At 67.7% G+C, this 24,907-nt stretch carries 27 protein-coding genes and 1 pseudogene; 19 read left to right on the top strand and 9 right to left on the bottom strand.

What is annotated here, in order from left to right:
• Positions 1-9 precede the first annotated feature (9 nt).
• The 11 genes from AC4GYU_RS09955 (at position 10) to AC4GYU_RS09905 (ending at position 10,037) form a co-directional block, all read left to right on the top strand.
• Positions 10-1,743 (top strand): copper resistance system multicopper oxidase, encoded by a 1,734-nt coding sequence (locus AC4GYU_RS09955; protein ID WP_491086728.1) that lies wholly within the window; start codon positions 10-12, stop codon positions 1,741-1,743.
• Complete coding sequence (locus tag AC4GYU_RS09950) at positions 1,740-2,744, top strand: copper resistance protein B (protein WP_491086727.1); 1,005 nt, start codon at positions 1,740-1,742, stop codon at positions 2,742-2,744. The genes AC4GYU_RS09955 and AC4GYU_RS09950 overlap by 4 nt, the downstream gene beginning before the upstream one ends.
• 65 nt (positions 2,745-2,809) lie before the next feature.
• Complete coding sequence (locus AC4GYU_RS09945; RefSeq protein WP_491086726.1) at positions 2,810-3,424, top strand: DUF305 domain-containing protein; 615 nt, start codon at positions 2,810-2,812, stop codon at positions 3,422-3,424.
• Between the two features lie 103 nt (positions 3,425-3,527).
• Entirely contained in the window at positions 3,528-4,505 is a 978-nt protein-coding gene (locus AC4GYU_RS09940; protein ID WP_491086725.1) for a DNA polymerase III delta subunit-related protein, read from the top strand.
• Positions 4,506-4,600: 95 nt separating this feature from the next.
• Positions 4,601-6,106, top strand: a complete 1,506-nt coding sequence (metG, locus tag AC4GYU_RS09935; protein ID WP_491086724.1) for a methionine--tRNA ligase — start codon at positions 4,601-4,603, stop codon at positions 6,104-6,106.
• The gene (locus AC4GYU_RS09930; RefSeq protein WP_491086723.1) at positions 6,106-6,882 is read left to right on the top strand and encodes a TatD family hydrolase; all 777 of its coding nucleotides are present in this window, start codon (positions 6,106-6,108) and stop codon (positions 6,880-6,882) included. Before metG ends, AC4GYU_RS09930 begins: the two co-directional genes overlap by 1 nt.
• A complete protein-coding gene (locus AC4GYU_RS09925) occupies positions 6,883-7,647 on the top strand; it encodes an MBL fold metallo-hydrolase (protein ID WP_491086722.1) in 765 nt (254 codons plus the stop codon).
• The gene (locus tag AC4GYU_RS09920) at positions 7,648-8,235 is read left to right on the top strand and encodes a retropepsin-like aspartic protease family protein (protein WP_491086721.1); all 588 of its coding nucleotides are present in this window, start codon (positions 7,648-7,650) and stop codon (positions 8,233-8,235) included.
• A gap of 4 nt (positions 8,236-8,239) precedes the next feature.
• Entirely contained in the window at positions 8,240-8,833 is a 594-nt protein-coding gene (locus AC4GYU_RS09915) for a retropepsin-like aspartic protease family protein (protein WP_491086720.1), read from the top strand.
• Between the two features lie 143 nt (positions 8,834-8,976).
• Positions 8,977-9,699 carry a nucleoside triphosphate pyrophosphohydrolase gene (gene mazG / locus AC4GYU_RS09910; RefSeq protein WP_491086911.1) on the top strand — a complete coding sequence of 241 codons (723 nt, stop codon included), beginning with the start codon at positions 8,977-8,979 and terminating at the stop codon, positions 9,697-9,699.
• On the top strand, positions 9,675-10,037 hold the full coding sequence (locus AC4GYU_RS09905; RefSeq protein ID WP_491086719.1) for a hypothetical protein: 363 nt from the start codon (positions 9,675-9,677) through the stop codon (positions 10,035-10,037). Before mazG ends, AC4GYU_RS09905 begins: the two co-directional genes overlap by 25 nt.
• A gap of 3 nt (positions 10,038-10,040) precedes the next feature.
• On the opposite strand, the gene AC4GYU_RS09900 is transcribed toward AC4GYU_RS09905, so the two are convergent.
• From AC4GYU_RS09900 to dusB, 6 genes are all read right to left on the bottom strand, one after another.
• Positions 10,041-10,313 (bottom strand): hypothetical protein, encoded by a 273-nt coding sequence (locus AC4GYU_RS09900; protein WP_491086718.1) that lies wholly within the window; start codon positions 10,311-10,313, stop codon positions 10,041-10,043.
• A 178-nt stretch (positions 10,314-10,491) separates the two neighbouring features.
• Positions 10,492-11,796 carry a GTPase HflX gene (gene hflX / locus AC4GYU_RS09895; protein ID WP_491086717.1) on the bottom strand — a complete coding sequence of 435 codons (1,305 nt, stop codon included), beginning with the start codon at positions 11,794-11,796 and terminating at the stop codon, positions 10,492-10,494.
• Complete coding sequence (gene hfq / locus AC4GYU_RS09890; protein ID WP_491086716.1) at positions 11,793-12,299, bottom strand: RNA chaperone Hfq; 507 nt, start codon at positions 12,297-12,299, stop codon at positions 11,793-11,795. Before hfq ends, hflX begins: the two co-directional genes overlap by 4 nt.
• A gap of 43 nt (positions 12,300-12,342) precedes the next feature.
• Complete coding sequence (gene ntrX, locus AC4GYU_RS09885) at positions 12,343-13,743, bottom strand: nitrogen assimilation response regulator NtrX (RefSeq protein ID WP_491086715.1); 1,401 nt, start codon at positions 13,741-13,743, stop codon at positions 12,343-12,345.
• A gap of 1 nt (position 13,744) precedes the next feature.
• Positions 13,745-15,988: a sensor histidine kinase NtrY-like gene (locus AC4GYU_RS09880; protein WP_491086714.1), complete on the bottom strand. Its 2,244-nt coding sequence runs from the start codon at positions 15,986-15,988 to the stop codon at positions 13,745-13,747.
• A 140-nt stretch (positions 15,989-16,128) separates the two neighbouring features.
• Positions 16,129-17,124 (bottom strand): tRNA dihydrouridine synthase DusB, encoded by a 996-nt coding sequence (gene dusB / locus AC4GYU_RS09875; RefSeq protein WP_491086713.1) that lies wholly within the window; start codon positions 17,122-17,124, stop codon positions 16,129-16,131.
• Between the two features lie 50 nt (positions 17,125-17,174).
• On the opposite strand from dusB, the gene AC4GYU_RS09870 reads away from it, so the two are divergent.
• Positions 17,175-18,314: a bifunctional 2-C-methyl-D-erythritol 4-phosphate cytidylyltransferase/2-C-methyl-D-erythritol 2,4-cyclodiphosphate synthase gene (locus AC4GYU_RS09870; RefSeq protein ID WP_491086712.1), complete on the top strand. Its 1,140-nt coding sequence runs from the start codon at positions 17,175-17,177 to the stop codon at positions 18,312-18,314.
• A gap of 10 nt (positions 18,315-18,324) precedes the next feature.
• On the top strand, positions 18,325-18,834 hold the full coding sequence (locus AC4GYU_RS09865; protein WP_491086711.1) for a CinA family protein: 510 nt from the start codon (positions 18,325-18,327) through the stop codon (positions 18,832-18,834).
• Between the two features lie 40 nt (positions 18,835-18,874).
• Here the strand turns inward: AC4GYU_RS09865 and AC4GYU_RS09860 are convergent, their stop codons facing one another.
• The 3 genes from AC4GYU_RS09860 to AC4GYU_RS09850 form a co-directional block, all read right to left on the bottom strand.
• Complete coding sequence (locus AC4GYU_RS09860; RefSeq protein WP_491086710.1) at positions 18,875-19,342, bottom strand: type II toxin-antitoxin system RatA family toxin; 468 nt, start codon at positions 19,340-19,342, stop codon at positions 18,875-18,877.
• A gap of 5 nt (positions 19,343-19,347) precedes the next feature.
• Complete coding sequence (gene lipA / locus AC4GYU_RS09855; protein WP_491086709.1) at positions 19,348-20,265, bottom strand: lipoyl synthase; 918 nt, start codon at positions 20,263-20,265, stop codon at positions 19,348-19,350.
• An 89-nt stretch (positions 20,266-20,354) separates the two neighbouring features.
• Positions 20,355-20,690, bottom strand: a complete 336-nt coding sequence (locus tag AC4GYU_RS09850) for a YMGG-like glycine zipper-containing protein (protein WP_491086708.1) — start codon at positions 20,688-20,690, stop codon at positions 20,355-20,357.
• Between the two features lie 153 nt (positions 20,691-20,843).
• Here AC4GYU_RS09850 and AC4GYU_RS09845 point away from each other — a divergent pair, with 153 nt between their 5' ends.
• The 6 genes and pseudogenes from AC4GYU_RS09845 (at position 20,844) to AC4GYU_RS09820 (ending at position 24,850) form a co-directional block, all read left to right on the top strand.
• The gene (locus AC4GYU_RS09845) at positions 20,844-21,470 is read left to right on the top strand and encodes a carbonic anhydrase (RefSeq protein WP_491086707.1); all 627 of its coding nucleotides are present in this window, start codon (positions 20,844-20,846) and stop codon (positions 21,468-21,470) included.
• A gap of 3 nt (positions 21,471-21,473) precedes the next feature.
• On the top strand, positions 21,474-22,181 hold the full coding sequence (locus tag AC4GYU_RS09840; protein WP_491086706.1) for an NYN domain-containing protein: 708 nt from the start codon (positions 21,474-21,476) through the stop codon (positions 22,179-22,181).
• An 87-nt stretch (positions 22,182-22,268) separates the two neighbouring features.
• Positions 22,269-22,784, top strand: a complete 516-nt coding sequence (locus AC4GYU_RS09835) for a pyridoxamine 5'-phosphate oxidase family protein (protein WP_491086705.1) — start codon at positions 22,269-22,271, stop codon at positions 22,782-22,784.
• Between the two features lie 175 nt (positions 22,785-22,959).
• Positions 22,960-23,130: a hypothetical protein gene (locus AC4GYU_RS09830; protein WP_491086704.1), complete on the top strand. Its 171-nt coding sequence runs from the start codon at positions 22,960-22,962 to the stop codon at positions 23,128-23,130.
• 33 nt (positions 23,131-23,163) lie between these two features.
• A pseudogene (mtgA, locus tag AC4GYU_RS09825) lies at positions 23,164-23,871 on the top strand (monofunctional biosynthetic peptidoglycan transglycosylase); the annotation flags it as partial.
• A 328-nt stretch (positions 23,872-24,199) separates the two neighbouring features.
• Positions 24,200-24,850, top strand: coding sequence for a hemerythrin domain-containing protein (locus tag AC4GYU_RS09820; protein WP_491086703.1), 651 nt, complete (start codon positions 24,200-24,202; stop codon positions 24,848-24,850).
• Positions 24,851-24,907 lie beyond the last annotated feature (57 nt).

Here is a 24,907-nt window from a genome sequence, read left to right as displayed (position 1 = left end):
AGGATCATCATGACGTCATCCGTCACCATCGACCGCCGCGCCTTCATGGGCGGCTCGCTCGCGCTCGGCGCTTTCGCCGCGGCCGCGTCCGCCTGGGCCAGTACCAACAGCCACGGCCTTGCCGTCAAGGGCCTGACCGGCCTGTCCGGCACCGACATCCGGCTCACGGTCGCCGAGAGCCGCTTCACCGTCGACGGACGCAGCGGCCATGCCGTCACCATCAATGGCACGCTCCCAGCGCCACTCATCCGCCTGCGCGAAGGGGACAAGGTCCGGCTGACGGTCGACAACCATCTCGACGAGGATACGTCGATCCACTGGCACGGCCTGATCGTGCCCTTCCAGATGGACGGCGTCCCCGGGGTGAGCTTCCCCGGGATCAAACCGCACTCGAGCTTCACCTACGAATTCCCGCTCAAGCAGTCGGGCACCTACTGGTACCACAGCCATTCGGGCCTCCAGGAGCAGGTCGGCCATTACGGCCCGCTGATCATCGACCCCGCCGGGCCCGACCCGATCGCGTCGGACCGCGAGCATGTGATCGTGCTGAGCGACTGGAGCTTCCTCCACCCGCACCAGATCTTCACCCGCCTGCGCCAGGAAGCGGGGGTCTTCAACCGAAACAAGCGGACTTTGTCCGATCGTGGCGCGAACGACCCCATGACGCCGGCCGACCGCGCCATGTTCGCCAAAATGCGGATGGACCCGACCGACATCGCCGACGTCACCGCCGCAGCCTACCGCTTCCTCGTCAACGGCCACAGCCCCGCGGAGAACTGGACCGGCCTGTTCCGCGCGGGCGAGCGGGTCCGGCTTCGGATCATCAACGCCGCCGCGCAGACCATCTTCAATCTGCGCATTCCCGGTCTCCGCATGACCGTGGTCGCGACTGACGGTATCCCCGTCCGTCCGGTCGAGGTCGACGAATTCCAGATCGGCAATGCCGAGACCTATGACGTCATCGTCACCCCCGCCGACCAGCCCTACAGCCTCGTCGCCGAGACCATCGACCGCTCAGGCATGGCCGTCGCCACCCTTGCGCCCCGCGCCGGGCTGCGCGCCGTCATCGCGCCGCTCCGCCCGCGCCCGACGCTTGGCATGAAGGACATGGGGATGGCGGGCATGGCGGGCATGGGCGACATGGCCGGCATGGACCATGGCGCGATGGGCCACGGCGGAACGATGGATCACAAGATGCGCGACAAGTCCGCAGTCGCCTTCCCAGTCGGGGTCGGGGTCGACATGATCGCGCCCATGCCGGTCGACCGGATCGGCGATCCCGGCCTCGGTCTCGACGATGTCGGCCACAAGGTGCTGACCTACAAGGACCTCGCCGCGCTCACTCCCGCCACCGATCGCCGCCAGCCGACCCGCCGCATCGACATCCACCTCACCGGCAACATGGAGCGCTTCATGTGGTCGATGGACGGGGAGCAGTTGAGCGAGGCGCCCGAACCCTATCGCTTCGCCCGCAACGAGCGGGTCCGGCTGCGGCTCATCAACGACACGATGATGACCCACCCGATGCACCTCCACGGTCATTTCTTCGAGCTGGTGAACGGGCAGGGGGACAGCCAGCCCCTGAAACACACCGTCCGCGTGCTCCCCGGCGGCTATGTCGACCTCGACCTCACCGCCGATGCGCCCGGCGACTGGGCCTTCCACTGCCATCTCCTCTACCACATGCACGCCGGGATGATGCGCGTCGTCACCGTCCGCCCGCTCGATGGAGCGGCGTCATGAAGCCGCTCTTCGCCTTGTTGCTTGCCGACGCCGCCACCCCGGCGCTCGCCCAGCATGCGGGCCATGCCGCTCCGGCCGAAGCCCCGGCGGCCGCCTGTCCGCCCGAGCATGCGGCCATGGGTCACTGCAAGCCCGCCGACCCGCCGCCGCCACCACCGCCGAGCCCTGCCTGTCCGCCCGAACATGCCGCCATGGGTCACTGCAAGCCCGAGGCCGATCCGCATGCCGGCCACATTATGCCCGCCGCGGCGCCGCCCGTCGGCCCGCCACCGCCCGCGGCTATGTCCGGCCCCGCTCATGCCGCCGACATTGTGTTCGGCGCCGAGGCGATGGCCAGATCGCGCCGCACGCTCGCCACGGAGCATGGCGGCATGCCCGCCGGCAAATTGCTGGTCGACCAGCTCGAGGCCCGACTCGGCAAGGGGCGCGATTCCTATCTCCTCGATACCGAGGCCTGGATCGGTGGCGACATCGACAAGGCCTGGTTCAAGACCGAGATCGAGGGCGAGCGCGGTCGCGCGCCCGAACAGGCCGAGGTCCAGGCTTTGTGGAGCCACGCCATCGACCCATGGTTCGACCTCCAGGCCGGCCTCCGCCAGGATGTCGGCACCGGCCCCGACCGCACCCATCTCGTGCTCGGTCTCCAGGGCCTCGCGCCCTACTGGATCCATGTCGAGGGCGCGCTCTTCCTCTCGCACAAGAGCGAACTCAGCGCCCGGCTCGAGGCCGAGCACGACCTTCGCCTGACCCAGAAGCTGATCCTCCAGCCCCGTGCCGAGCTCGACCTGTCGGCGCAGGACGTGCCGTCACGAAGGATCGGCGCCGGCCTCTCCACCGCCGATCTCGGCCTCCGCCTCCGCTATCAATTCTCTCCGCAATTGGCGCCTTACGCAGGAATCGCGTGGGAGCGGTCGTTCGGCGACACTCGGCGCTTCCGCCGTCTCGATGGCGAGGGGAGGGGGGGTCTGAAAGTCGTCACCGGGCTGCGCTTCTGGTTCTGAGCTGGACCCGGAGGGCAGTGCCGGGGGTTCACCCGCAAAGGCTACGAAAACGAGAGAAATTCCCGATGCGCTTCCTGACCCTGCTCGCCGCCACGATCCTCCTTGCGGCCTGCAACGACCGCGCCGCCGAACCGGCCGCCAATGCGCCCGCGGCAATGAACGAGGGCATGGAGATGGACGCGGCCGATCCCTACGCCGCGTCCGAGGCCAAGATGGACCGCGACATGATGGCCGCCGCCGGCGCAAGCGTCGCCGACAGCTGGACCGTGATGATGATCGCCCATCACCAGGGCGCGGTCGACATGTCGAAGGTCGTCCTCGGCCTCGACCCGACATCGGAAGTCCGCGCCCTCGCGCAGGAGACGGTCGATCGCCAGTCGCGCGAGATCGAGGAATTGAAGGCCCTGCGCGAGAGCGGGGCCGCCGATCCCAAGTCCGCCGAGCCCTATCGCGCCGCGATGATGCAGATGCACCAGGGCATGATGACGGCCGAGGGCGCCAATGCGTCCGAAACCTGGCTCGCCAAGATGCGCGAACATCACCGCGGCGCCATCGCCATGTCCGACATCGCGCTCCGCGAGGGCGTCGAAGGCCCCTTACGCGCCGTCATCGAAAAAACCCGCACCGACCAGCAACGCGAAATCGCCGAGATCGACCGGTTGCTGGGGAGCGCCGCCTGAGGAGTTGACCCGGCCCCGCAAAGCGATAGCGAGGGGTGGTTGAACCCTCGGAGCCTCCCGTGCCCTTCTGCCTGCCGACCGCCATCTCCCTGAGCCCCCGCGCATGACCCTGCTCGGGCAGGATCGGTCGGTGGCGGCGTTTCGGGCGGCGCTCGACAGCGGGCAGTTGCACCATGCCTGGCTGCTTGCCGGGCCGCGCGGGGTAGGGAAGGGGAGCTTCGCCCGCGCCGCGGCGCTGCGCGTGCTGGCCGAAGCCGCCGGGCCATCGGTCGCCGCGCTTCCCGGGCTCGAGGTCCCGCCAGAGCATCGCATCGCCCGGCTGATCGAGGCCGGAAGCCATCCCGACTTCCGCCTGATCAAGCGCGAGGCGCACGAGACCGGCGCCAACAAGGGCGAGCTTCGCCGCGGCATCGTCATCGACCAGATCCGCAAGCTGCAGGAGCTGTTCCATGCCGCGCCCGCGCTGAGCGATTGGCGGGTGGCGATCATCGACGCGATGGACGACCTCGAGCCGCAGGCCCAGCAATCGCTTCTGAAATTGCTCGAAGAACCCCCGGCCAAGTGCTTGTTGTTGCTCGTCAGCCATGTGCCCGGGCGGCTTCTTCCGACGATCCGCTCGCGCTGCCGCCGGCTCGATTTCGCCGCGCTCGGGGACGACACGCTCGACGCCATCCTGCGGGCCGAGGTGCCGAAGCTCACGGCCGACCAGCGCGCCGCGCTCATTCCGCTCGCCGCCGGTTCGGCCGATCGGGCGCTGGCCTTCGCCGAACTCGACCTCGCGCCGCTCGCCGACGAGGCGCTGTCGATCCTCCGCCGCGGCGATCCCGACAACAGCCGTCGTTCGCGGCTCGCTTCGGCACTGGCGCTGAAGGCCGCACGGCCGCGCTATGCCGCCTTCCTGTCGCTGATCCCGCCGCTGGTCGCCGCCGAGGCCCGCTCGGCCGAGGGAGCACGGCGGCAACGCGCGCTCGCCGCCTACGACCAGGTCCGCGAGACCAGCCAGATCGCGCCCCGCCTTTCGCTCGATCCCGCCGCGACCATCTTCTCGCTCGGCACCATCATGGCGAGCGTGGCTGGATAGTTCTCCTGCAAAAGCAGGAACCCAGTGCCTTGCTGCCGAAGAAAACTGGGCCCCGGCTTTCGCCGGGGAACAGTCTTTCGTATGGCACCCGCGACATGTCCGAACCTTTCTACATCACCACCGCCATCGCCTATCCCAACGGCCGCCCGCACATCGGCCATGCCTATGAGGCCATTGCCGCCGACGTCATCGCCCGCTTCCAGCGCGCGCAGGGGCGCAACGTGCGGCTCGTCACCGGGACCGACGAACATGGCCTGAAGATGGTCCAGACCGCGCGTGGGCAGGGCCGCGAAACGCTCGAATTCGCCGACGAAATGTCCGGCTATTTCCGCGACATGTGCGACCGGCTTACGATCAGCTATGATGCCTTCGTGCGGACCACCGAGGAGCGGCACCACGCCGCTTCGATCGCGCTGTGGAAGGCGATGGAGGCCAATGGCGACCTCTATCTCGATCGCTACGAAGGCTGGTATTCGGTCCGCGACGAGGCCTTCTACGACGAGAAGGAAATTACGACTGGCGAAGGCGGCGAGAAACTGTCGCCGCAGGGGACCCCGGTCGAATGGACCGTCGAGGAAAGCTGGTTCTTCCGCCTGTCGCGCTATGCCGAGCCGTTGCTCGAACTCTATCGCAGCAACCCCGACTTCATCCGCCCCGACAGCCGCCGCAACGAGATCGTCCGCTTCGTCGAGGGCGGCCTCAAGGACCTTAGCGTCTCGCGCACCAGCTTCGACTGGGGCGTGCCCGTGCCCGGCTCGCCCGGTCACGTCATGTACGTCTGGGTCGACGCGCTCACCACTTATATGACCGGGGTCGGCTTCCCCGACGACCGAGCCCAATATGACCGCTTCTGGCCGGCCGACCTCCACCTCATCGGCAAGGACATTGTCCGCTTCCACGCGGTCTACTGGCCGGCCTTCCTGATGAGCGCCAAGCTCCCGCTCCCCAAGGCGCTGTTCGGCCACGGTTTCCTCCTCGCCCGCGGCGAGAAGATGTCGAAGAGCCTCGGCAACGTGGTCGATCCGATGACGCTCGCCGAAACCTATGGGGTCGATTCCCTGCGTTACTTCCTGATGCGCGAAGTGAGCTTCGGCCAGGACGGCAGCTATTCGGACGAGGCGATCGTCACCCGCTGCAATGCCGAGCTCGCCAACAGCTTCGGCAACCTCGCCCAGCGCACCTTCTCGATGATCGTCAAGAACCTGGACGGCGTCCTTCCGCCGCCGGGCGAGGCCGAGGACGACCGGGCCCTGCTCGCCAGGGTCGACGAAGCCGGGGCGACCGTCACCGAGCGCTTCGCCGACTATGATTTCTCCGCCGGGCTCGACGCCTGGATGGGCGCGGTGTTCGCGGCCAATGCCTATGTCGACGCGCAGGCGCCCTGGGCGCTGCGCAAGACCGATCCCGAGCGAATGGCGCAGGTCCTCGGAACGCTCGCCGCCGCGGTCGAGCGCCTCGCGCCGATGGTCGAACCGGTCGTTCCCACCGCCATCGCCCTGCTCAAGGCCTATATCGGGGAGGGGAGGGATGCCGGCCGCCTCGCGCAACCCCAGCCCATCTTCCCGCGTCTTGAGCTGGTCGCGACCGAAGAGCCCGCCTGATGCTGATCGACAGCCACTGCCACCTCAACTACCCCGGACTGGTCGAGGATGAGGCCGGCGTGCTCGACCGCGCCCGGGCCCGCGGGGTCGGCGGCTTCCTCAACATCTCCACCCGCCAGCGCGAATGGGCCGATGTCGTCGCCGGCGCCGAGCGCCACCCCGACGTCTGGGCCTCGATCGGCGTCCACCCGCACGAGGCCGACGCCCATCCCGACCTCGGCTTGGCGGCGCTGGTCGACGCCGCGGCCCATCCGAAAGTCGTCGCCATCGGCGAATGCGGGCTCGATTATTTTTACGACAAGTCCGACCGCGACAGCCAGAAGGCGCGCTTCCGGGCCCAGATCGAGGCCGCGCGCATCACCGGCCTGCCGCTCATCATCCACACCCGCGACGCCGAGCAGGATACCGCCGAGATCCTCGCCGAGGAGGTTGCCAAGGGCGGGGTGACGGGGGTGCTCCACTGCTTCACCGGCACCCAGTGGCTGGCCGACCGGGGCCTCGACATCGGTTTCTATATCTCGCTCTCGGGCATCGTGACCTTCAAGAATGCCAAGGACTTGGCCGAGGTTGCGAAGACCATTCCCGAGGACCGGCTGCTGGTCGAGACCGACAGTCCGTTCCTTGCGCCCGTCCCGCATCGCGGAAAGCCGTGCGAGCCCGCCTATGTCGCCGACACCGCGGCCTTCGTCGCGAACCTGCGCGGGGTCAGCCCCGAGGCGCTGGCGGCGAGCACCACCACCAATTTCCATCGGCTGTTCACCCGGGCCACCCGCTAAGTGCAGTTCCGGATCCTCGGCTCGGGCACCAGTGCCGGCGTTCCGCGGATCGGCAATGACTGGGGCAGCGTCGATCCGGCCGAGCCGAAGAACCGCCGGCTCCGGGCCTCGGCGCTCGCCACGCTCGGCGAGACCCGCCTCCTCATCGACGCCGGTCCCGACCTTCGCGAGCAGCTCAACGCCGCTGATGTCGCGACCGTCGACCGCGTCGTCGTCACCCACGACCATGCCGACCATATCCACGGCCTCGACGACCTGCGCCAGCTCGCCCACAATCGCGGCGACCAGGTCCCCGTCCACGCCCGCCAGGACGTGCTCGACCGGGTCGTCCCGCGCTTCCGCTACCTGTTCGAGGGCAATGCCCTCTATCCCGCGGTTGCACGCACCCACGCGGTGGACGGGGAGTGGGAGCTTGGCGGCGTCCGGGTCCGCTTCGTCGACCAGCCGCATGGCCGCATCACCAGCCTCGGCATGCGCTTCGACGACGGTGCCAGGAGCCTCGTCTATGCGATTGATTTCCATGAACTGACCGACGCCATGGCGTCCCTCTACCAGGGCACGGACATCTGGATCGCCGACTGCCTCCGACGCCGCCCGCACCCGACCCACGCGCATCTCGACGCCCTCCTCGGCTGGGCCCGCGAGCTGCGCGTCGGCCAGCTCTATCTCTCGCACCTCGACAACAGCATGGATCATGCCCAACTTGTGGCGGAGCTTCCGGACTGGGCCGCACCGGCCTTCGACGGGCTGGAGATCGAGCTGTAAGTGAACGACCAGGCCCCCAACGCCCTCTACCTCCTCCTGCTGCTGATGCTGATCGGAGCGAGCCTCTTCGGCCGCGGCCTCACCGCCAGCAGCGCGCTTCGCATGGGCCTCGCCTGGGTCGCCATCTTCGGCGCGGTCTTCGCTCTCTTCGCCTTTCGCGGTGAATTCGGCGCGCTCGGCGCCCGCCTCAAGAGCGAGGCGATGGGGGAGGCGACTCCGGTCGCAAGCGGCTCGGCGCTCACCATTCCCAAGCGCGGCGACGGCCATTTCTGGGTCGATGCCCGGATCAACGGCAAGCCCGTCCGCTTCCTCGTCGACAGCGGCGCCACCACCACCACCGTTTCCAAGGAGGTCGCCGACGCGGCGGGGCTCGAGCCCGGCATGCGCGGCGACGTCGTCGGCACCGCCAATGGCGAGGTCTTCATGCCGCGCGTCACCGCCGGCCTCCTCGAAGTCGGCTCGATCCGCCGCGCAGACCTGTCGGTCAACATCAACCCCAACGACGGCACCAGCGTGCTCGGCATGAACTTCCTCTCGAGCCTGTCGAGCTGGGGCGTCCAGGGCGACAAGCTTGTGCTTCAGCCGTGATCCGATGATGACCAACGACCTCCAGCTCGGCGGCCTCTACCTCCTGATGGCGGTGATGCTGGTGCTTGGCGCGCTGATCGGCCGCCGCTCGCCGGTCGCCAAGGGCATCACCTCGGTGCTGGCCTTCGTCGTCATCTTCGGCGCGGGCTTCATCGTCTTCAGCTTCCGCGATGATCTGAGCTATGTCGCGCAGCGGCTTGAGGCCGAAGCCACCGGGCGTCCGGTTCGTGTCGCCGAGCAGGCCATTCGCGTGCCGATCGCGGTCGACGGCCATTTCTGGATCCAGGCCGACGTCAACGGCATTCCGGTCGACTTCCTCGTCGACAGCGGCGCGACCATGACTACGATCGGCCGCAAGACCGCGGCGCTTGCCGGCGTGCCCGTGACCGAGCGCCGCAACCAGGTTGTCCGCACCGGCAATGGCCTGATCCGCGTCGGCACCGCGCGTGCCGACACGGTGTCGGTCGGCGGGATCGAGCGGCGCGACGTCCGCATGTTCATCGCCGACGGCGATGAGCTGAACGTCCTCGGCATGAACTATCTCACCAGCCTCAAGCGCTGGAGCGTCGAGGGGCGCTGGCTGGTGCTGGAAGGCTGATCGCCATCCAACGTCCAGCCGTCACTTAACATAATACATATTATCAGACTTACGGACGAGGACGAATGAGCGCCCCAGCGAGCCCCCCCGACGGAGAAATCCGCCATCAGCAGCCCGATGCCGGCGACGCGCTCGAGCGGCTGATGAATGTGATGGCGCGGCTGCGCGATCCGGCGACGGGCTGCGAATGGGACACGGTCCAGACCTTCGCGACGATCGCGCCCTATACGATCGAGGAAGCCTATGAGGTCGCCGACGCCATCCAGCGCGGCGACATGGCCGACCTCAAGGACGAGCTCGGCGACCTTGCGCTCCAGATTGTCTTCCACAGCCAGATGGCAGCTGAGGCCGGCCATTTCACGCTCGACGCCGTGCTTGCCGGGATCAGCGACAAGATGGAGCGCCGCCACCCGCATATCTTCGGCGATGACGCCACCGGCGGCCACCACCGCTGGGAAGAGATCAAGGCGGCCGAGCGTGCCGCCAAAGCCGACGCCGATCCGAGCGTCCTCGCGGACGTCGCGCTCGGCCTGCCCGCGCTCGAACGCGCTTTGAAGCTCCAGAAACGCGCCGCCCGGACCGGCTTCGACTGGCCCGACGCGAGCGGCGCCAGGGCCAAGATCTTCGAGGAACTGGACGAGGTCGAGACCGCGACCAGCGACGCCGAGCGCGAAGAGGAAGTTGGCGACCTCCTGTTTGCCGTCGTGAACCTCGCACGCTTTCTCAAAATCAACCCCGAAGAGGCTTTGCGCAAAGCCAACGCCAAGTTCGAACGCCGCTTCCGCACGATCGAGCAGGCCCCCGGCTTCACCAACCTCAGCCTCGACGACAAGGAAGCCTTGTGGCGCAAGGCAAAGCGCGCCTGAGGCGTTCGCCCGCCATCTCGGCTTGGTTCAACCTGTCGACCGAAGTGGCGAGCCGTTCGCTCTGGCTGCAGCCGCATGCCGGGCTCGCGCCGCTCACCGAAGATTATGGCCGCTCGGGACTGTGGCTCGAGCCCACTGGTAAGGCGGTGGAGATCGTCGACGTCGGCCGCGGCAGCCCGGCGGATAAGGCCGGCTTGAAGATCGGTGACCGCGTCCGCGGTGATCTCCGGAGGATGCTTCGCGCGCTTGGCGGCGATGCGGGCTCGCCGGTGACGCTGACGGTCGAGCGTGGCGGCACGGCCAGCCCGGTTTCCTTCGCACTCGCCGACTATCTCTAGGCTTCAGTCCACCGCTTCAGGCCGCCCGCGTAGCAGCTTCTGCCAAAGGATGAAGAGTGCCAGCGCGGCGCCCGTCAGTCCGCCCAGGACCATAAGCAAATCGTCATCGGCCTTGGCGGCACCGCCATAACGACCGGCCGCGCTTCCGACCGTCACCCAGAAGGCCGCCAGCGCCGCCGTCCGCGCGCCCGCAAAGTGCCGTGCAACCCAGTCGAAGGCCAAGCCGGAAAGAAGGCAGGTCAGGAACGCCGCAATCGAGGCCGCGAGGAAATCCATGGGTAGATCCTACGCCACTCCGCCGCCCCCGCAAGCGATTGCCTTGTAGGAGTAAATCTGCGCAAAGGAACCAGACGGGTTCGCCTTTAGCTCTTTGACCTTGCTGCTCTGTGACGATGAAGCCGACGACGGGCCCCGCCCTGTGTCAACTTCGTCAACTTCGCTCGCGATAGCGCGCCTAGAGGCCCTGGTAGCGCTGCCAGTTTTCCGGGCTCAGCCGCACCGCCACGAACATCTCGTCGCCATCGGCTCGGCTCTCGAGTACCTCGCCGCGGCTGTGGAGCCAGGCGAGGCGGCTGCCGTCGCTGGTCGGGATCCGCAGGTGGTGCACCGCCGCTCCTTCGCGAAGCGCCGCGCCGACCCGGGCGAGGAGCGTATCGGTCCCCTCGCCGCTCAGCGCCGAAACGGTGATGACGTCATGACGCCGGTCCGCTTCATTCTCGACCGCCTCGCGGTCTTCGCCCTGGAGGAGGTCGACCTTGTTCCAGACCTCGATCCGGGCCGGCCCCTCCTCTCCCTGCCCGATGCCGAGGCTCGCGAGCACCTGCTCGACGTCGGCCTTTTGCGCGTCGCTGTCGGGATGGTGGATGTCGCGGACGTGGAGGATGAGGTCGGCGCTCGCCACTTCCTCGAGCGTCGCGCGGAAGGCCGCGACGAGCTCGGTCGGGAGGTTGGAGACGAACCCCACCGTGTCCGACAGGATCGCCTTGTCGAACCCCGGAACGCTGATCTCGCGCATCGTCGGATCGAGCGTCGCGAACAGCAGGTCCTCGGCCAGCACCTTGGCCCGGGTCAGGCGGTTGAACAGCGTCGACTTGCCCGCATTGGTATAGCCGACCAGCGCGATCACCGGCCAGGGCGCGCGCTTGCGCCGGTCGCGGTGAAGGGCGCGGGTGCGCTTCACCTGGTCGAGCTCGCGGCGGATCTTGGCCATGCGGTCGCGGATCAGGCGGCGGTCGGCCTCGATCTGGGTTTCGCCCGGGCCGCCGAGGAAGCCGAAGCCGCCGCGCTGGCGCTCGAGGTGGGTCCAGCTGCGGACCAGCCGCCCGGCCTGGTAATCGAGGTGGGCGAGCTCGACCTGGAGCCGGCCCTCCGCCGTCGCCGCCCGCTCGCCAAAGATTTCGAGGATGAGCCCGGTGCGGTCGATGACCTTGGCCTTGGTCCCGTCCTCGAGGTTCTTCTGCTGGACCGGGGTGAGCGCCGCGTCGACGACCAGCACCTTGGCCTCGCGCTCCTCGGCGCGGGCCGCGATCTCCTCGACCTGACCCTTGCCGAACAGGGTCGCGGGTCGCGGCTGGCGGATCCGGAAGGACAGGCGGTCGTCAACGTCGAGGCCAATCGCCTCGGCCAGTCCCTGCGCCTCGTCGAGCCGGGCCTCGACCGACCGGGCATTGCTCTCCTGCGCGCGGTCGGGAAGCACGACCAGCGCGGTCTCGCCGCGGCGCAGCCCGTCGCCGCCGGCGCGGTCGAACCCGGTGCTCACTTGGCGTCCTCCGGCTGATCGTCGTCATTCTCGACTTCGCCGAGCTGCAGTTGGTGCGCCGGCTGCATGGTCGAGACCGCATGCTTGTAGACCAGCTGCACCTCGCTCCCGCGGCCGAGCAGCATCGAGAAGCGGTTGAAGGCCACCACCTCGCCCTGGAGCATGACGCCATTGACGAGGAACACCGTCATCGGTTCCCGCTGGCGGATCGAGGCGGCGAGGAACAGGTCCTGCAGGGTCGCCCGGCCCGGCTCGACATTCTGGCCCTTGAAGCTGTCGAAATCGATATCGGTCGGCGTCCGGGCGGGCATGATCGTCGACATGGCATGCTTGTAAATGAGCTGGCTGACCCCGTCGCGGCGGAGCAGCAACGAGAAGGCATCGAACCAGGTGATGATGCCGTTGAGCTTCACCCCCTTCACCAGGAAGATGGTGACGGGAGTTTTTGAGCGGCGCAGGCTGTTGAGGAAATGGTCCTGCAAACTGAGGGTCTTGGACGGCATTGTTCTGCTGTTCTTCTAATTATGTTCGAGGCAGGAAAGCGCCTCAGTTGCCAGAACGCTCCTCTTCGCCATTCTGTCCCTTGTCGCCCAGCCCAAGGGCCTTGAGCTTCCGGTGCAGCGCCGAGCGCTCCATTCCGATGAAGCTCGCGGTGCGGCTGATGTTGCCGGAGAAGCGGCGGATCTGGACCCGGAGATATTCGCGCTCGAAGCTCTCGCGGGCCTCGCGCAGCGGCGAGCCCATGATCGACAGGGTCGCGCTGCTCAGCCCGCCCGAACCGCCGGTGTCGAGCACTTCGGACGGCAGCAGATCGACGTCGATCCGCTCTAGCCGCTCGGTCGGCGCCATGATCACGGTCCGCTCGATGATGTTGCGGAGCTGGCGGACGTTGCCGGGCCAGTCATGCGCCTGGAGCGCGGCGAGCGCCTCGTCCGAGAGGTTGGGCGGCGGCATCCGGCGCTCGGCGGCGAAGCGGGCGAGATAATGGTTGGCGAGCTCGGGAATATCCTCGCGCCGTTCGCGCAGCGGCGGGATCCGAACCGGCACGACGTTGAGGCGATAATAGAGGTCCTCGCGGAACCGGCCCGCGGCAATTTCGTCGCTGAGGTTGCGCGAAGTCGCCGAGAGCACGCGGACGTCGACCTTGACCGGCCGCTGCCCGCCGACACGGGTGAAGCTCTGATCGGTCAGCACCCGCAGGATCTTGCCCTGCGTGGTAATCGGCATGTCGGCGATCTCGTCGAGGAACAGCGTCCCCCCATGCGCCTGCTCGAGGAAGCCGGGGCGCGCCACGCCATCGGCCTCGGACCCGAAGAGCTCCTCCTCGACCCGGCCCGGATCCATCCGCGCCGCGGCGACGGTGACGAAGGGGCCGCCGGCGCGCGTGCTCCAATTGTGGATGGTCCGCGCGGCAATCTCCTTGCCGACCCCGGCGGGCCCGGTGATCAGCACGCGGCTGCCGGTCGGCGCGACCCGCTTCAGCGTCGCGCGGACCGTGTTGATCGCGACCGACGCGCCATTCAGCTGGTCCTCGGTCCCGATCCGCATCTTGAGGTCGGCATTCTCGCGGCGCAGCCGGTCGGTTTCGGTCGCCCGCCCGACGAGGTGGAGCAGGCGGCTCGCCTCGAACGGCTTCTCGATGAAATCGACCGCGCCCTCGCGGATCGCGGCGACCGCGGTGTCGAGATTGCCGTGACCGCTGATCATCAGCACCGGCAGCGAGCTGTCGCGGCGCTTCACTTCCTCGAGCAGCTGCAGCCCGTCCATCCGCGAGCCCTGCAGCCAGACATCGAGCAGGACGAGGCTCGGGCGACGGCTTTCGATCGCCTCGAGCGCTTCGGTCGAGTTGGCGGCGGAACGCACCGCATAGCCCTCGTCCTCGAGCACACCGGCCACGAGTTCGCGGATATCGGCCTCATCGTCCACGACCAGCACTTCCAGAGCCATCTCAGGCACTCTCCTCATCAGGGGCATTCTCAGCCGCCTCCGCCAGAACGGCGAGCTTGGCGAGATCGAAGGCGATGCGGACATGGGTCCCACCGCCTGCGCGATCGAGGAAGGCGATCTCGCCGCCATGTTCCTCGACAATCTTCTTGACGATCGCCAGCCCGAGCCCGGTCCCGCGCACCCGCGTCGTCATATAAGGTTCGGTCAGCCGCTCGCGTTCCTCGGGTAGGCCCACGCCGGTGTCGGTCACGTCGATCACCAATTGCTGCTCGGTCCGCCGGAGGGCCAGGCCAACGCGATCGCCGGCCATGTTGTGCTCGCCGCGATTACGCCGGCTTTCAATGGCTTCCACCGCATTCTTGACCACGTTCGTCAGCGCCTGGGCAAGCTGGCGGCGGTCGCAGACCATGCGGATGTCGCCCTGCGCCGGATCGAGCGTGAAGGTAACTCCGGGATGCGCGACCTCGTGCAGGAACAGGGCGGTGCGGGCGATCTCGTGGACATTCTCCTCGCGGAACACGGGCTTCGGCATCCGCGCGAAGTTGGAGAATTCGTCGACCATGCGGCGAAGGTCGCCGACCTGGCGGACGATCGTCTCGGTCAGCCGCCCGAAGGTTTCGGGGTCGGACTGGACCTCCTTGCCGAAGCGCCGCTGGATCCGCTCGGCGGCAAGCTGGATCGGAGTAAGGGGATTCTTGATCTCGTGGGCGATGCGGCGGGCGATGTCGGACCAGGCGGCGCGGCGCTGGTCCGCGAGCTGCTCGGTGATGTCGTCGAAGGTCAGCACCCAGCCGTCGGCATAGCGGACCCTTTTGACCGCGAGCGTCCGCTGCCCGCCCTCGGCTCGGACGAGGACATCGGCCTCGCGCTGGTCGCCGCAGAGGAATTCCTCGAGCTCGTGGCTGACGTCGCCGAGCGCGCGCTCCTCGATCCCTTCGCAGCCGTGCTGGAGCAGCGCCTCGGCCGAGCGGTTGGTGAGGAGGATCCGGCGGTCATTGTCGAGCGCGATCACCCCGGCGGTGACCGAGCCAAGCACCGCCTCGATGAACGCACGGCGCGTATCGAGCTGCGTGTTCACCGCCTTCAGGGCCCCGGTCTGTTCCTCGAGGCGCCCGGTCATCCGGTTGAAGGCCGCGGAGAGGACGCCGATCTCGTCGTCCTTGCTGTCGATCGGCACGCGGGCGGAGAAGTCGCCCTCCTCGACCTTGCCCGCGGCGGTGACGAGGCCGCCCAGGGGACGGACCAGCCTGTCGGCGATCTTGAGCGCGAAGAAGATGGCCATGCCGACGACCAGCAGCGAACCCAGCAGCAAAGCGGCGTTGAAGCGCAGCTGGAGCGAGCGCGCCCGTTCCAGCGTCCTGCTGTAGCCTTGCGCCGCCTCGCTGGTCTGGCGCAGCGCATTGACCGCGGCGGCGTTGATCTCACGCGCGCCGTAGAGGAAGATGGGCGCGCTCGGATCGAGCCGGATCAGGCCCTCGACCCGGTCGGGATTGGCGATCTTGATGCTGACCTGCCCCGCGACCAGCTTGCCCGCATCCGCCGGCGAGAAGCGCTGCTGGAGCGGGCGGTCGTCGAAATTCACCACCGCATAGGTGATCCATTCGCCCTTGTTGCTGATGCTGAAGAGCGCGGCCTCGCGCAGCTGCCGCACCGCGACCTGCTGCAGCATGATATATTTGAAATTCTCGGAGGTCGGCTCGTAGGTGTTGAGCCCGCGGACCACGTCCGAGCCCATCGCCTCCATGTCCGCTCGAAGCCGCTCACGATGCTCGCGCTCGTAGATGGCGGCGGTGTTCTGCGCCTGGTTGAGAACCGTCTGGGCGCGGTTCGAGAACCAGAATTCGAGCCCCGACTGGAGCAGGACGGAGGCGAAGATCGCGATCAGGACGGTCGGGACCGCGGCAATGATCGAGAAGAGGGCGACGAGGCGAGTGTGGAGGCGCCCGGTGCCGAGACCCCCCTGCTCCGCCCGCCGCACCGCGAGACGCCGGGTCAGCAGCACCATCAGCAGGATGGCGGGGATGAGGTTGCCGACCAGCAGCAAGGCGATCAGCGACGGCGACGCCATTTGCGAGGGATCGCCGCGGGCGAGGGTCACATAGCTGATCAGCACCATCGCCAGCAGCGAAGCCGCGGCGACCAGTTCCATGATCCGGTAGAAGCGCCCGTTGGCACGCTCCGCCGCGAGCCAGCGGGTCAGGCTGGGCGGTTGATCGATCTTGGAAGCGGCCGAGCGGGCATCCATCCTTTCGGCCCTAGCATGGACTTGTGGCCAAAAGAACACAGTTTGTCGGTGCGGCGTTAACTTTTCTGGGCCGCGCCGCCCGTGGGAAGGCTAGCTTCGCGGAAGTGCACGGCGCCAGCCGCGCTTTTCCGCCGCGGGGTTCAGGCAGCGGCCTTCGAGAGCCACGGTGCGTAGAAATCGCGCAACATCTGCACGACGACCTTGGGATCGTCCTGCGTGTTCACTTTCTGGCGGAATTCCGCCGAGCCGTGGAGGCCCTTGGTATACCAGCCGATATGCTTGCGGGCGAGATTGACCCCCGTCACCGTCCCGTAGAGCGACTGCATGGCGTCATATTGCTCGAGGATGAGCGCGAGCTGTTCGTCCATGCTGGGATCGGGACGCTCGCCACCGGCAAGGTCGGCCATCACCTGTCCGAGCAGCCACGGACGACCATAAGCGCCGCGGCCGACCATGACGCCATCGGCGCCCGACTGGGCAAGCGCCTCGCGGGCGTCCTCGCGGCTGCAGATGTCGCCGTTGACGATCACCGGCAGCGAGACCGCGTCCTTGACCCCGCGGACGAAACGCCAGTCGGCCGAGCCCTTGTACATCTGGTTGCGGGTGCGGCCGTGAACGGTGATCATCTTCGCGCCGAGGTCCTCGGCGATGCGCGCGAGCTCGGGCGCGTTGAGGCTGTCATGGCACCAACCCATCCGCATCTTGACGGTGACGGGGACCGAGACGGCCTTGACCGTCGCCTCGATGATCGAGGCGGCGAGCGGCAGGTCGCGCATCAGCGCGCTTCCGGCGTCGCCATTGACGACCTTCTTCACCGGGCAGCCCATGTTGATGTCGATGATCGCGGCGCCGCGCTGCTCGTTGAGCTTTGCCGCCTCGGCCATCTCCTTCGGGCTGCAGCCGGCAAGCTGGAGGCTGACCGGCTCCTCGCTGGGGTCCCATAGCGCCTTCTGGAGGCTCTGGCGGGTCTCGCGGATCGCCGCCTGGCTGGCGATCATCTCGCTCACCGTCAGGCCCGCGCCGTAGCGCTTCACCGCCTTACGAAACGGCAGGTCGGTGACGCCCGTCATCGGCGCCAGGATGACCGGCGCGTCGATGCGGACCGGACCGATCGCGATAGGCTTGAAACTGTCCATGGGAGCGCGCGCCTTTACAGGAGCAGGGCTTCGCGGGCAAGGCGCGCGACATGGAGCCCGTCACCGCCCTCGTCGTCGCCGCCGGATCGGGATCGCGCATGGGCGGCGAGACCCCCAAGCAATATCGCCTGCTCGCCGGGAAACCCCTGCTTCGCCATGCCGTTGAGGCGCTTCTCGCCCACCCCCGCGTGAGTGCGGTGCGGGTGGTGATCGGCGCCGGCCAGGAGGCACAGGCCGCCGAGGCGCTTGCCGGGCTCGACGTCGGCGCACCGATCATCGGCGGGGCCGAGCGCGCCGACAGCGTCCGCGCCGGCCTCGCGGCCATCGAGGAAGGCGTGGTGCTGGTCCATGACGCCGCCCGCCCCTTTTGCCCGCCGGACGTCGTCGACCGCCTGCTCGATGCCCTTGCCAAGGCCGATGGCGCGGTGCCGGTGCTGCCGGTGGCCGACACGCTCGCCAAGGGCGACAGCGAGCTGCGCGGGACGGTCAACCGCACCCAGCTGCTGCGCATCCAGACGCCGCAAGCCTTCCACACCTCGGACCTCGTCTACGCCTATGACGAAGCCGGAAGCGGCGCGCCGACCGACGAATCGACCGTGCTCCAGCTCGCCGGGCTCAAGGTCGCGACCGTCGCGGGTGATGAGAGCCTCCATAAACTGACCACTGCAAGAGACTGGGAACGCGCCGAAATGATGCTTGCCGCGCAGATGATCAGCCGCTCGGGCACCGGCTTTGACGTCCATGCCTTCGCGGGGCCCGGCCCGGTCATCATGGGCGGGATCAGCATCGATCATCCGCAGGGCCTCGCCGGGCACAGCGACGCCGACGTGGTCCTCCATGCGATCACCGATGCCCTGCTCGGCGCGGCGGCGCTGGGTGACATCGGCCAGCATTTCCCGCCGTCGGACCCGCAGTGGAAGGGCGCCGCGAGCGACCGCTTCCTCGTCCACGCCGCCGACCTCATCCGCGAACGCGGCGGGATCATCGACTTCGTCGACTGCACCGTCATCTGCGAGGCGCCAAAGGTCGGGCCGCACCGCGCCGCCATCCAGGCGCGGGTCGCCGAGATCCTCGAACTCAAGACGACCCAAGTCAGCATCAAGGCCACCACCACCGAGCAACTGGGCTTTACCGGGCGGCGCGAAGGCATCGCCGCCCAGGCCATCGCCACCATCCGCCTTCCCGCCTGAGGACTGATCCATGGACTCGCTCCTTCCCCCCGACCTCGTCGACAAGGCCCGTGACGTCATCGCCCGGAACAAGGCGCTGGGCCGGCGGATCGCGGTCGCGGAAAGCTGCACCGGCGGACTGGTCAGCGCCGCCTTGACCGAGATTGCCGGCTCCTCCGCGGTCTTCGAAGCGGGCTATGTCACTTACGCCAATGACGCCAAGATGGCGGCGCTCGGAGTCTCGTCGGACGTGCTCGACACCTTCGGCGCGGTCAGCGTCGCGACCGCCTGGGCGATGGCCAAGGGCGCGCTCGAAAAGTCCGGCGCCGACGTCGCCGTCGCGATCACCGGGATCGCCGGGCCCGACGGCGGAAGTCAGACCAAGCCCGTGGGGACGGTGGTCTTCGCCCGCGCCACCAAGGGGCAGGATCCGGACGCGATCATCGCCGACATGAAATTGTTCGATGCCGCCGAAGGCCGCACCGGGATCCGGCGCCAGGCGGCGCTCTGCGCGCTGGAACTGCTCGAGCCGCCTGAATGAGCATCCCTGCGAAAGCAGGGATCTTCATCGGCAAGAGCGATCAGCTGTCCGGGGTCTGTGCCGTCGCGGGGCTGACGCCCGCGCCATACAGGGCCGCCGCGCGCTGTTCGAAGGCGCTCGTCATCTTGCGCAGAGCTCGGTCGAACACCTGCCCCGCGACCGCCTCGAAGATCCGGTTACGGAAGGCGAAGTCGACCGCGAAGTGGAGATTGGTCCCGCCCTCGACCGGCTCGAAGCGCCACTCGTTGTGAAGAAATTTCAGGGGCCCTTCGACATAATCGACGGTGATCGCCTGTGGCCGCTGCTTGGCGACCTTGCTGGTGAAGCGCTCGCGAAAGGCACCGAAGCCGACGATCAAATCGGCCACCATCTCTGTCTCGCTACTGGAGCGGATCCGCACCGCCGTCACCCAGGGCAGGAACTCGTCGTAGCGCGCAACGTCGGCGACGAGGTCGAACAGCTGCTCGGGGCTATAGGGCAGGAAGCGTTGTTCGGTGTGGCGCGGCATGGGTCCTAGCGGGCGAGCCGCGCGGCGCGATTGGCCTGCATCTTCTTGAAGTCGTCGCCGGCGTGATAGCTCGAGCGGGTCAGCGGCGAGGCGGCAACCAGCAGGAAGCCCTTGGCGCGGGCGATCGCGGCGTAGGCGCTGAACGCCTGCGGGGTGACGAACTCCTCGACGTTCGCGTGGCGCGGCGTCGGCTGGAGATATTGGCCCATGGTCAGGAAATCGATGTCGGCCGAGCGCATGTCGTCCATCACCTGATGAACTTCGAGGCGCTGCTCGCCGAGGCCGACCATCACTCCCGACTTGGTGAAGATCGCCGGATTGCGACGCTTTACGCTTTCGAGGAGCCGGAGCGAGGCGTAGTAACGCGCGCCCGGGCGGATGGTCGGATAGAGCCTCGGCACGGTCTCGAGATTGTGATTGTAGACGTCGGGACCGGCATCGACGATCCGCGCCACCGCGTCTTCCGACTTGTTGCGGAAGTCGGGCGTGAGGATCTCGATGGTGGTCGACGGGGTCTCCTTGCGGAGCGCCTCGATCACCTTGACGAACTGGCTCGCGCCGCCGTCGGGCAGGTCATCCCGGTCGACGCTGGTGATGACGATATGCTCGAGCCCGAGCTTGGCCGCGGCGATGGCGGTGTTCTGCGGCTCGAACGGATCGACCGCGCGGGGCATGCCCGTCTTGACGTTGCAGAAGGCGCAGGCCCGCGTGCACGTGTCGCCAAGGATCATCACCGTGGCGTGCTTCTTGGTCCAGCATTCGCCGATATTGGGGCAGGCCGCTTCTTCGCACACCGTCGCCAGGTTGAGCGAGCGCATCAGCTTGCGCGTCTGGGCATAGCCCTCGGACGTCGGGGCCTTGACCCGGATCCAGTCGGGCTTGCGGGCTCTGGGCGGGGTGGGAAGCGGGGTCGGCGCGTTCATGCCGCGCCATGTAGCGACTAGGGGTGGCTGTCGCCACCCCTAGCAATTCGACGAGGGAGGGAAGTGTCTCCCCTCCCCCTCACCCGGCCTTAGCAGCGGGTGTTGTAGTCGTAGATCGGGTTGCCGTTACGATCGACGTAATAGCAGTAGCCGCGGGTATCGCGGTAATATTGACGACCCTTCACGACCGCGCCGAGCACCGCACCGGCGATGCCGCCGGCAACCGCGCCCTCGACCGTCGAGACGCCCGGGACGACCGCGCCGACACCGGCACCGACCACCGCGCCGACCGCAGCGCCCGTCGCCGCGCGACCGGCCTGGTTCGAGCCGCCATTGTAATAGGGATCGCCATAGGGGTTGGTGGTCGCGCAACCGGTGACCGACACGCCCGCGACGAGCATCGCCGCCATCATCGCCTTCTTCATGATTCCGTGCTCCTCGAGTTTCAATCTGCAAGGCAAGAGCGCGGGAAACTCCCAATCGTTCCGCAGGCCACCCGATTGCCAAGGCGCGGCGGCTTCGTTAGCCGGGGCGGCGGGGGTGGCAGACTATGACGACCAATAGGATGACCCTGCCACATGCCTGAGTTTCGTGCGCTTCTCCGCGGGTACAATCGCTTCCGTTCGCAAGGCTATCGCGACCAGCATCGCCGCTGGGAGGAACTGGCGACGGGCCAGGAGCCGCCGGTGATGATCATCGGCTGCTGCGACAGCCGGGTCGATCCCGCGACCATCTTCGACACCGTCCCCGGCCAGGCCTTCATCCTGCGCAATGTCGCCAACCTGATCCCGCCGTTCGAGATGGGCGGCGGCCTCCACGGCGTCTCGGCGGCGCTCGAATTCGCGGTCACCAAGCTCGAGGTGAAGCATATCGTGATCATGGGCCACGGCGCCTGCGGCGGCATCAGCGCCGCGCTGGCCGGCCACGGCGAACCCGACCGGATCTTCATCGACAAGTGGATCGGCCTTCTCGACGAGGCCCGCGACCGCGTGGTCGCCGAGGCGCCCGCCGATCCCCAGCATGCGCTGGAGCTCGAGGGCGTGAAGGTCAGCCTCGCCAACCTGCGCACCTTCCCCTTCGTCGCCGAGCGCGAGAAGGCCGGGACGCTCAAGCTCCACGGCTGCTGGTTCGCCATCGCCGAGGGCACGCTCTACGAGCTCGACGAGACCAGCGACCGCTTCCAGCCCGTTCCCGAAGAGGCCTGACCGATGGACCGCGACCGCAACATCGCCTTGCTGATCGATGCCGACAACGCCTCGCCCGATCATCTCGACGAAGTGCTGCTGGTGCTCGGTGAACTCGGCGCGATCAACGTCCGGCGCGCCTACGGCAACTGGTCCAAGCCCGCGCTCAAGGGCTGGGGCCAGCTGACCACCCAGCATTCGATCCAGCCGATCCAGCAGTTCGACGTGGTCAAGGGCAAGAGCGCCACCGACATGCGGATGGTGATCGACGCGATGGACATGCTCCACCGCGACCAGATCGACGGGCTCGGCATCATGTCGAGCGACAGCGACTTCCTGCCCCTTGCCCAGCGCATCCGGGAGGCGGGGATACCGGTCTATGGCTTCGGCACCGCCAAGACCCCGGTCAGCTTCCAGAACAGCTGCACCCGCTTCTTCGACGTCGCCGCCCTCGCCGCGGCCGAGAATGGCGAGCCCGCCGATCCCGAGCATGAGGCGCGCCCGGTCGAGGAGGAACTTCTCAAGGTGCTCGGGTCGGCCTGGAAGCAGAGCAAGCGCGACGAGGAAGGCTATGCCTCCCTTTCGGAGGTCGGCCAGCGCGCCAAGGCGGTGCTGAGCTTCTCGGTCCGCAATTATGGCGCCCGGAGCCTGTCCGAGCTGGTCCGGGCGATGCCCGAATTCCAGGTTCGCGAGGCAGAGGGCGGCGGCCTCCTGGTGCGCCGGGTCCGCTAGGCCGGCCCTTCGACCGCACGCCCCGCGGGAACCCTCCCTCCCCTCTCCCGTTTCGGTTCGCGAACATATTCACACGGGAGAAGATACGTGGCTGATGCCGAGCGCGCCGACGAACTGAAGCAGATGTTCTGGAAGGAGCTGAAAAGCTCGCCCTTCGTGATGATCGGCCTGCAGGGCGTCGAGGACAGCCGCACCCGCCCGTGGACCGCGCAGGTCAACTGGCAGGACGACGTCGAGGATGGCGGCGACATCTATTTCTTCGGCGCCAAGTCCGAAGCAATCGTCAAGGGCCTGTCGGAGAACAACAAGGTCGTCTGCACCTATGTCTCCAAGGGCCATGACCTCTTCGCCCATATCCACGGCACGCTCGAGCTGGTCGAAGACCGGGCGCTGGTCGACAAGTTCTGGAACCCGTTCATCGCCGCCTGGTACAAGGACGGCAAGGACGACCCCGATCTGCAGCTGCTCCGCTTCGACACCAGCAAGGCCGAGATCTGGAAGGCCGAGATGGGCTCGACCCTCGTTGCCGCTGCGCTGAAGATGCTCGGCCGCGATCCGGGCAAGGATCACGAGAAGGAAAACCAGGCCGAGGTCGCCCTCTGATCTGTTGCGGGGCAGTCACACGGCTGCCCCGCATACGTATTCGATTGGTAAGAATCTGGAACCGGACCGGATCCAATCCGTTGCCGCCCAACGGCGCGCAAAGCCTGTTCCCGTTGAATTAGTCTGTGAGTTGATCGTTTTGGCAACCGACCCGACCCGCGAAGGATATTCCCCCATGGCCCCGGCAACCGACGCCGACGCCGACGACAAGGGGAGCCTTACCGCCAAGGCGGAGCGCTGTCGGCGCCTTGCCGCCGGTATCTCTGACCGCCAGGCCGCCGATGTCCTCAGCAACATGGCGCGCAGCTACCAGGCCGCCGCCGACCGCTTCGACCAGCAGGGCTAGCGTCGCGCCGGAGAGGGCAGTAGCCCCTCGCCCATGGCTCGCTCCCTTTCGCAGACCCGACGCCGCAATCCGCTGGCCCGCGTCGCCGGCTGGATCGTCAAGGCCATTCTCGCCTTCCTTGTCCTCTCGGTGCTGTGGGTCCTCGCCTACCGCTTCGTGAACCCTCCCGTCACCGCCACCATGGTCGGCGACCTCGTCGCCGGGCGCGGGGCGACGCGCGACTGGATGGGGCTCGACCGGATCGACCGCGACATGGTCCGGGCGGTGGTCGCCGCCGAGGATTCCAAATTCTGCCGCCACTCGGGGTTCGACTGGGACGCGATCAGCGATGCCGCGCGGCGCAATGCCAGCGGTGGCCGGATCCGCGGCGGCTCCACCATCAGCCAGCAGACCGCCAAGAACGTCTTCCTCTGGCAGGGCGGCGGCTATGCCCGGAAGGGGCTGGAAGCCTGGTTCACCTTCCTGATCGAGCACCTCTGGGGCAAGCGGCGGATCATGGAAGTCTATCTCAACGTCGCCGAGACGGGGATCGGCACCTATGGCGTCAATGCCGGGGCGGAGCGCTATTACGGCCATGACGCCAGCGCGCTGACCCGCGAGGAGGCCGCGCGCATGGCGGCGGTGCTGCCGCTCCCCAAGGGGCGCGCGGCGATCGCGCCCAAGGGCTTCACCCGGCGCTACGGCAACACCATCGCCGCCCGGATCGCCGCGGTCGCGCGCGACGGGCTCGACGCCTGCGTCTACGAAGGAAGCAGCGCGCCGAAGGATCGCGCGCCGCCGCCGAGCGCGAAGCCACGATCGCTGCCGGGCGAGGATGTCGAGACCGCGACCCCGCCCCCGCCGCCGCCCGCCGACGTGCTCGACGATCTTCCGCCAGCGACCGCGCCCGACGCCGAGGTCGAACCGGTCCCGCCGCCGACGCCTGAGAATAGCGCTCCGCCCGCCGAGATGCCCGAGGCCGACCTCAACCAGGCCTGACGCCCGCCCCTGCAATTCACTCGCAAGAGGAACGGCCCTGCTCCCCTGCCCGTTTGGGCAGGCAAGAACAGGAAGCCTTGGGAGAGTGATCATGGCGACGCGTAACGAGACCAACGAGAAGAGCCGCACCAGCAGCAACCGCACCCGCAAGCCGAAGGCGAGCGAGAAGAGCGCCTTCAGCTTCGGCAATGGCGAGAGCGGGGCCGCGCCGCTGCTCGGCGCGCTTGCCGCCGGCGCGGCGATCGGGATCGGTGCCAACTTGGCCCGCAAGTTTCTTCAACAGGCGTCGGAATCGGTCATGGCCGGCAACGCCTGGGACGAGATCCTCAAGCTCGAGCACAAGGCGACGCTCGCCAAGTTCGACCTCATCCTCGCGACCGAGGACGACGAGACGCTGAAGCGCACCGCGCTGGTGAAGACGCTTCACTATGCGCTGAACAAGCATGCGCATCAGGAAGAGCAGATCGTCTATCCGGCGCTTCGCCAGGCCAATGAGACGGTCGACGCCGACCATCTCGAGCATGAGCATGGCTATGTGAAGACCTATCTCTATCGCCTTGAAAACATGGACAAGGGGTCGGCGGAATTCCTGCCGACCGTGCGCGAGTTCCGCGACCTCATCGAGGCCCATGCGCGGATGGAGGAAGAGCAGGTCTTCCCGCGCTTCAAGGAAAGCATGACCGAGGAGCAGAATGCCAGGATCACCCTGCTCATGAATAAGGAAGGCATGAAGATGAACTGACGCGCCTCGGCGCGGCAAGTCGCCCCGGCGAATGCCGGGGCCCGCCTTCAGCGAGAA

It is taken from the genome of Sphingomonas sp. SP2, from assembly GCF_058313385.1.
The sequence above is the reverse complement of the archived record's forward strand: the minus strand, read 5'-3'. Positions and strand labels throughout refer to the sequence as shown.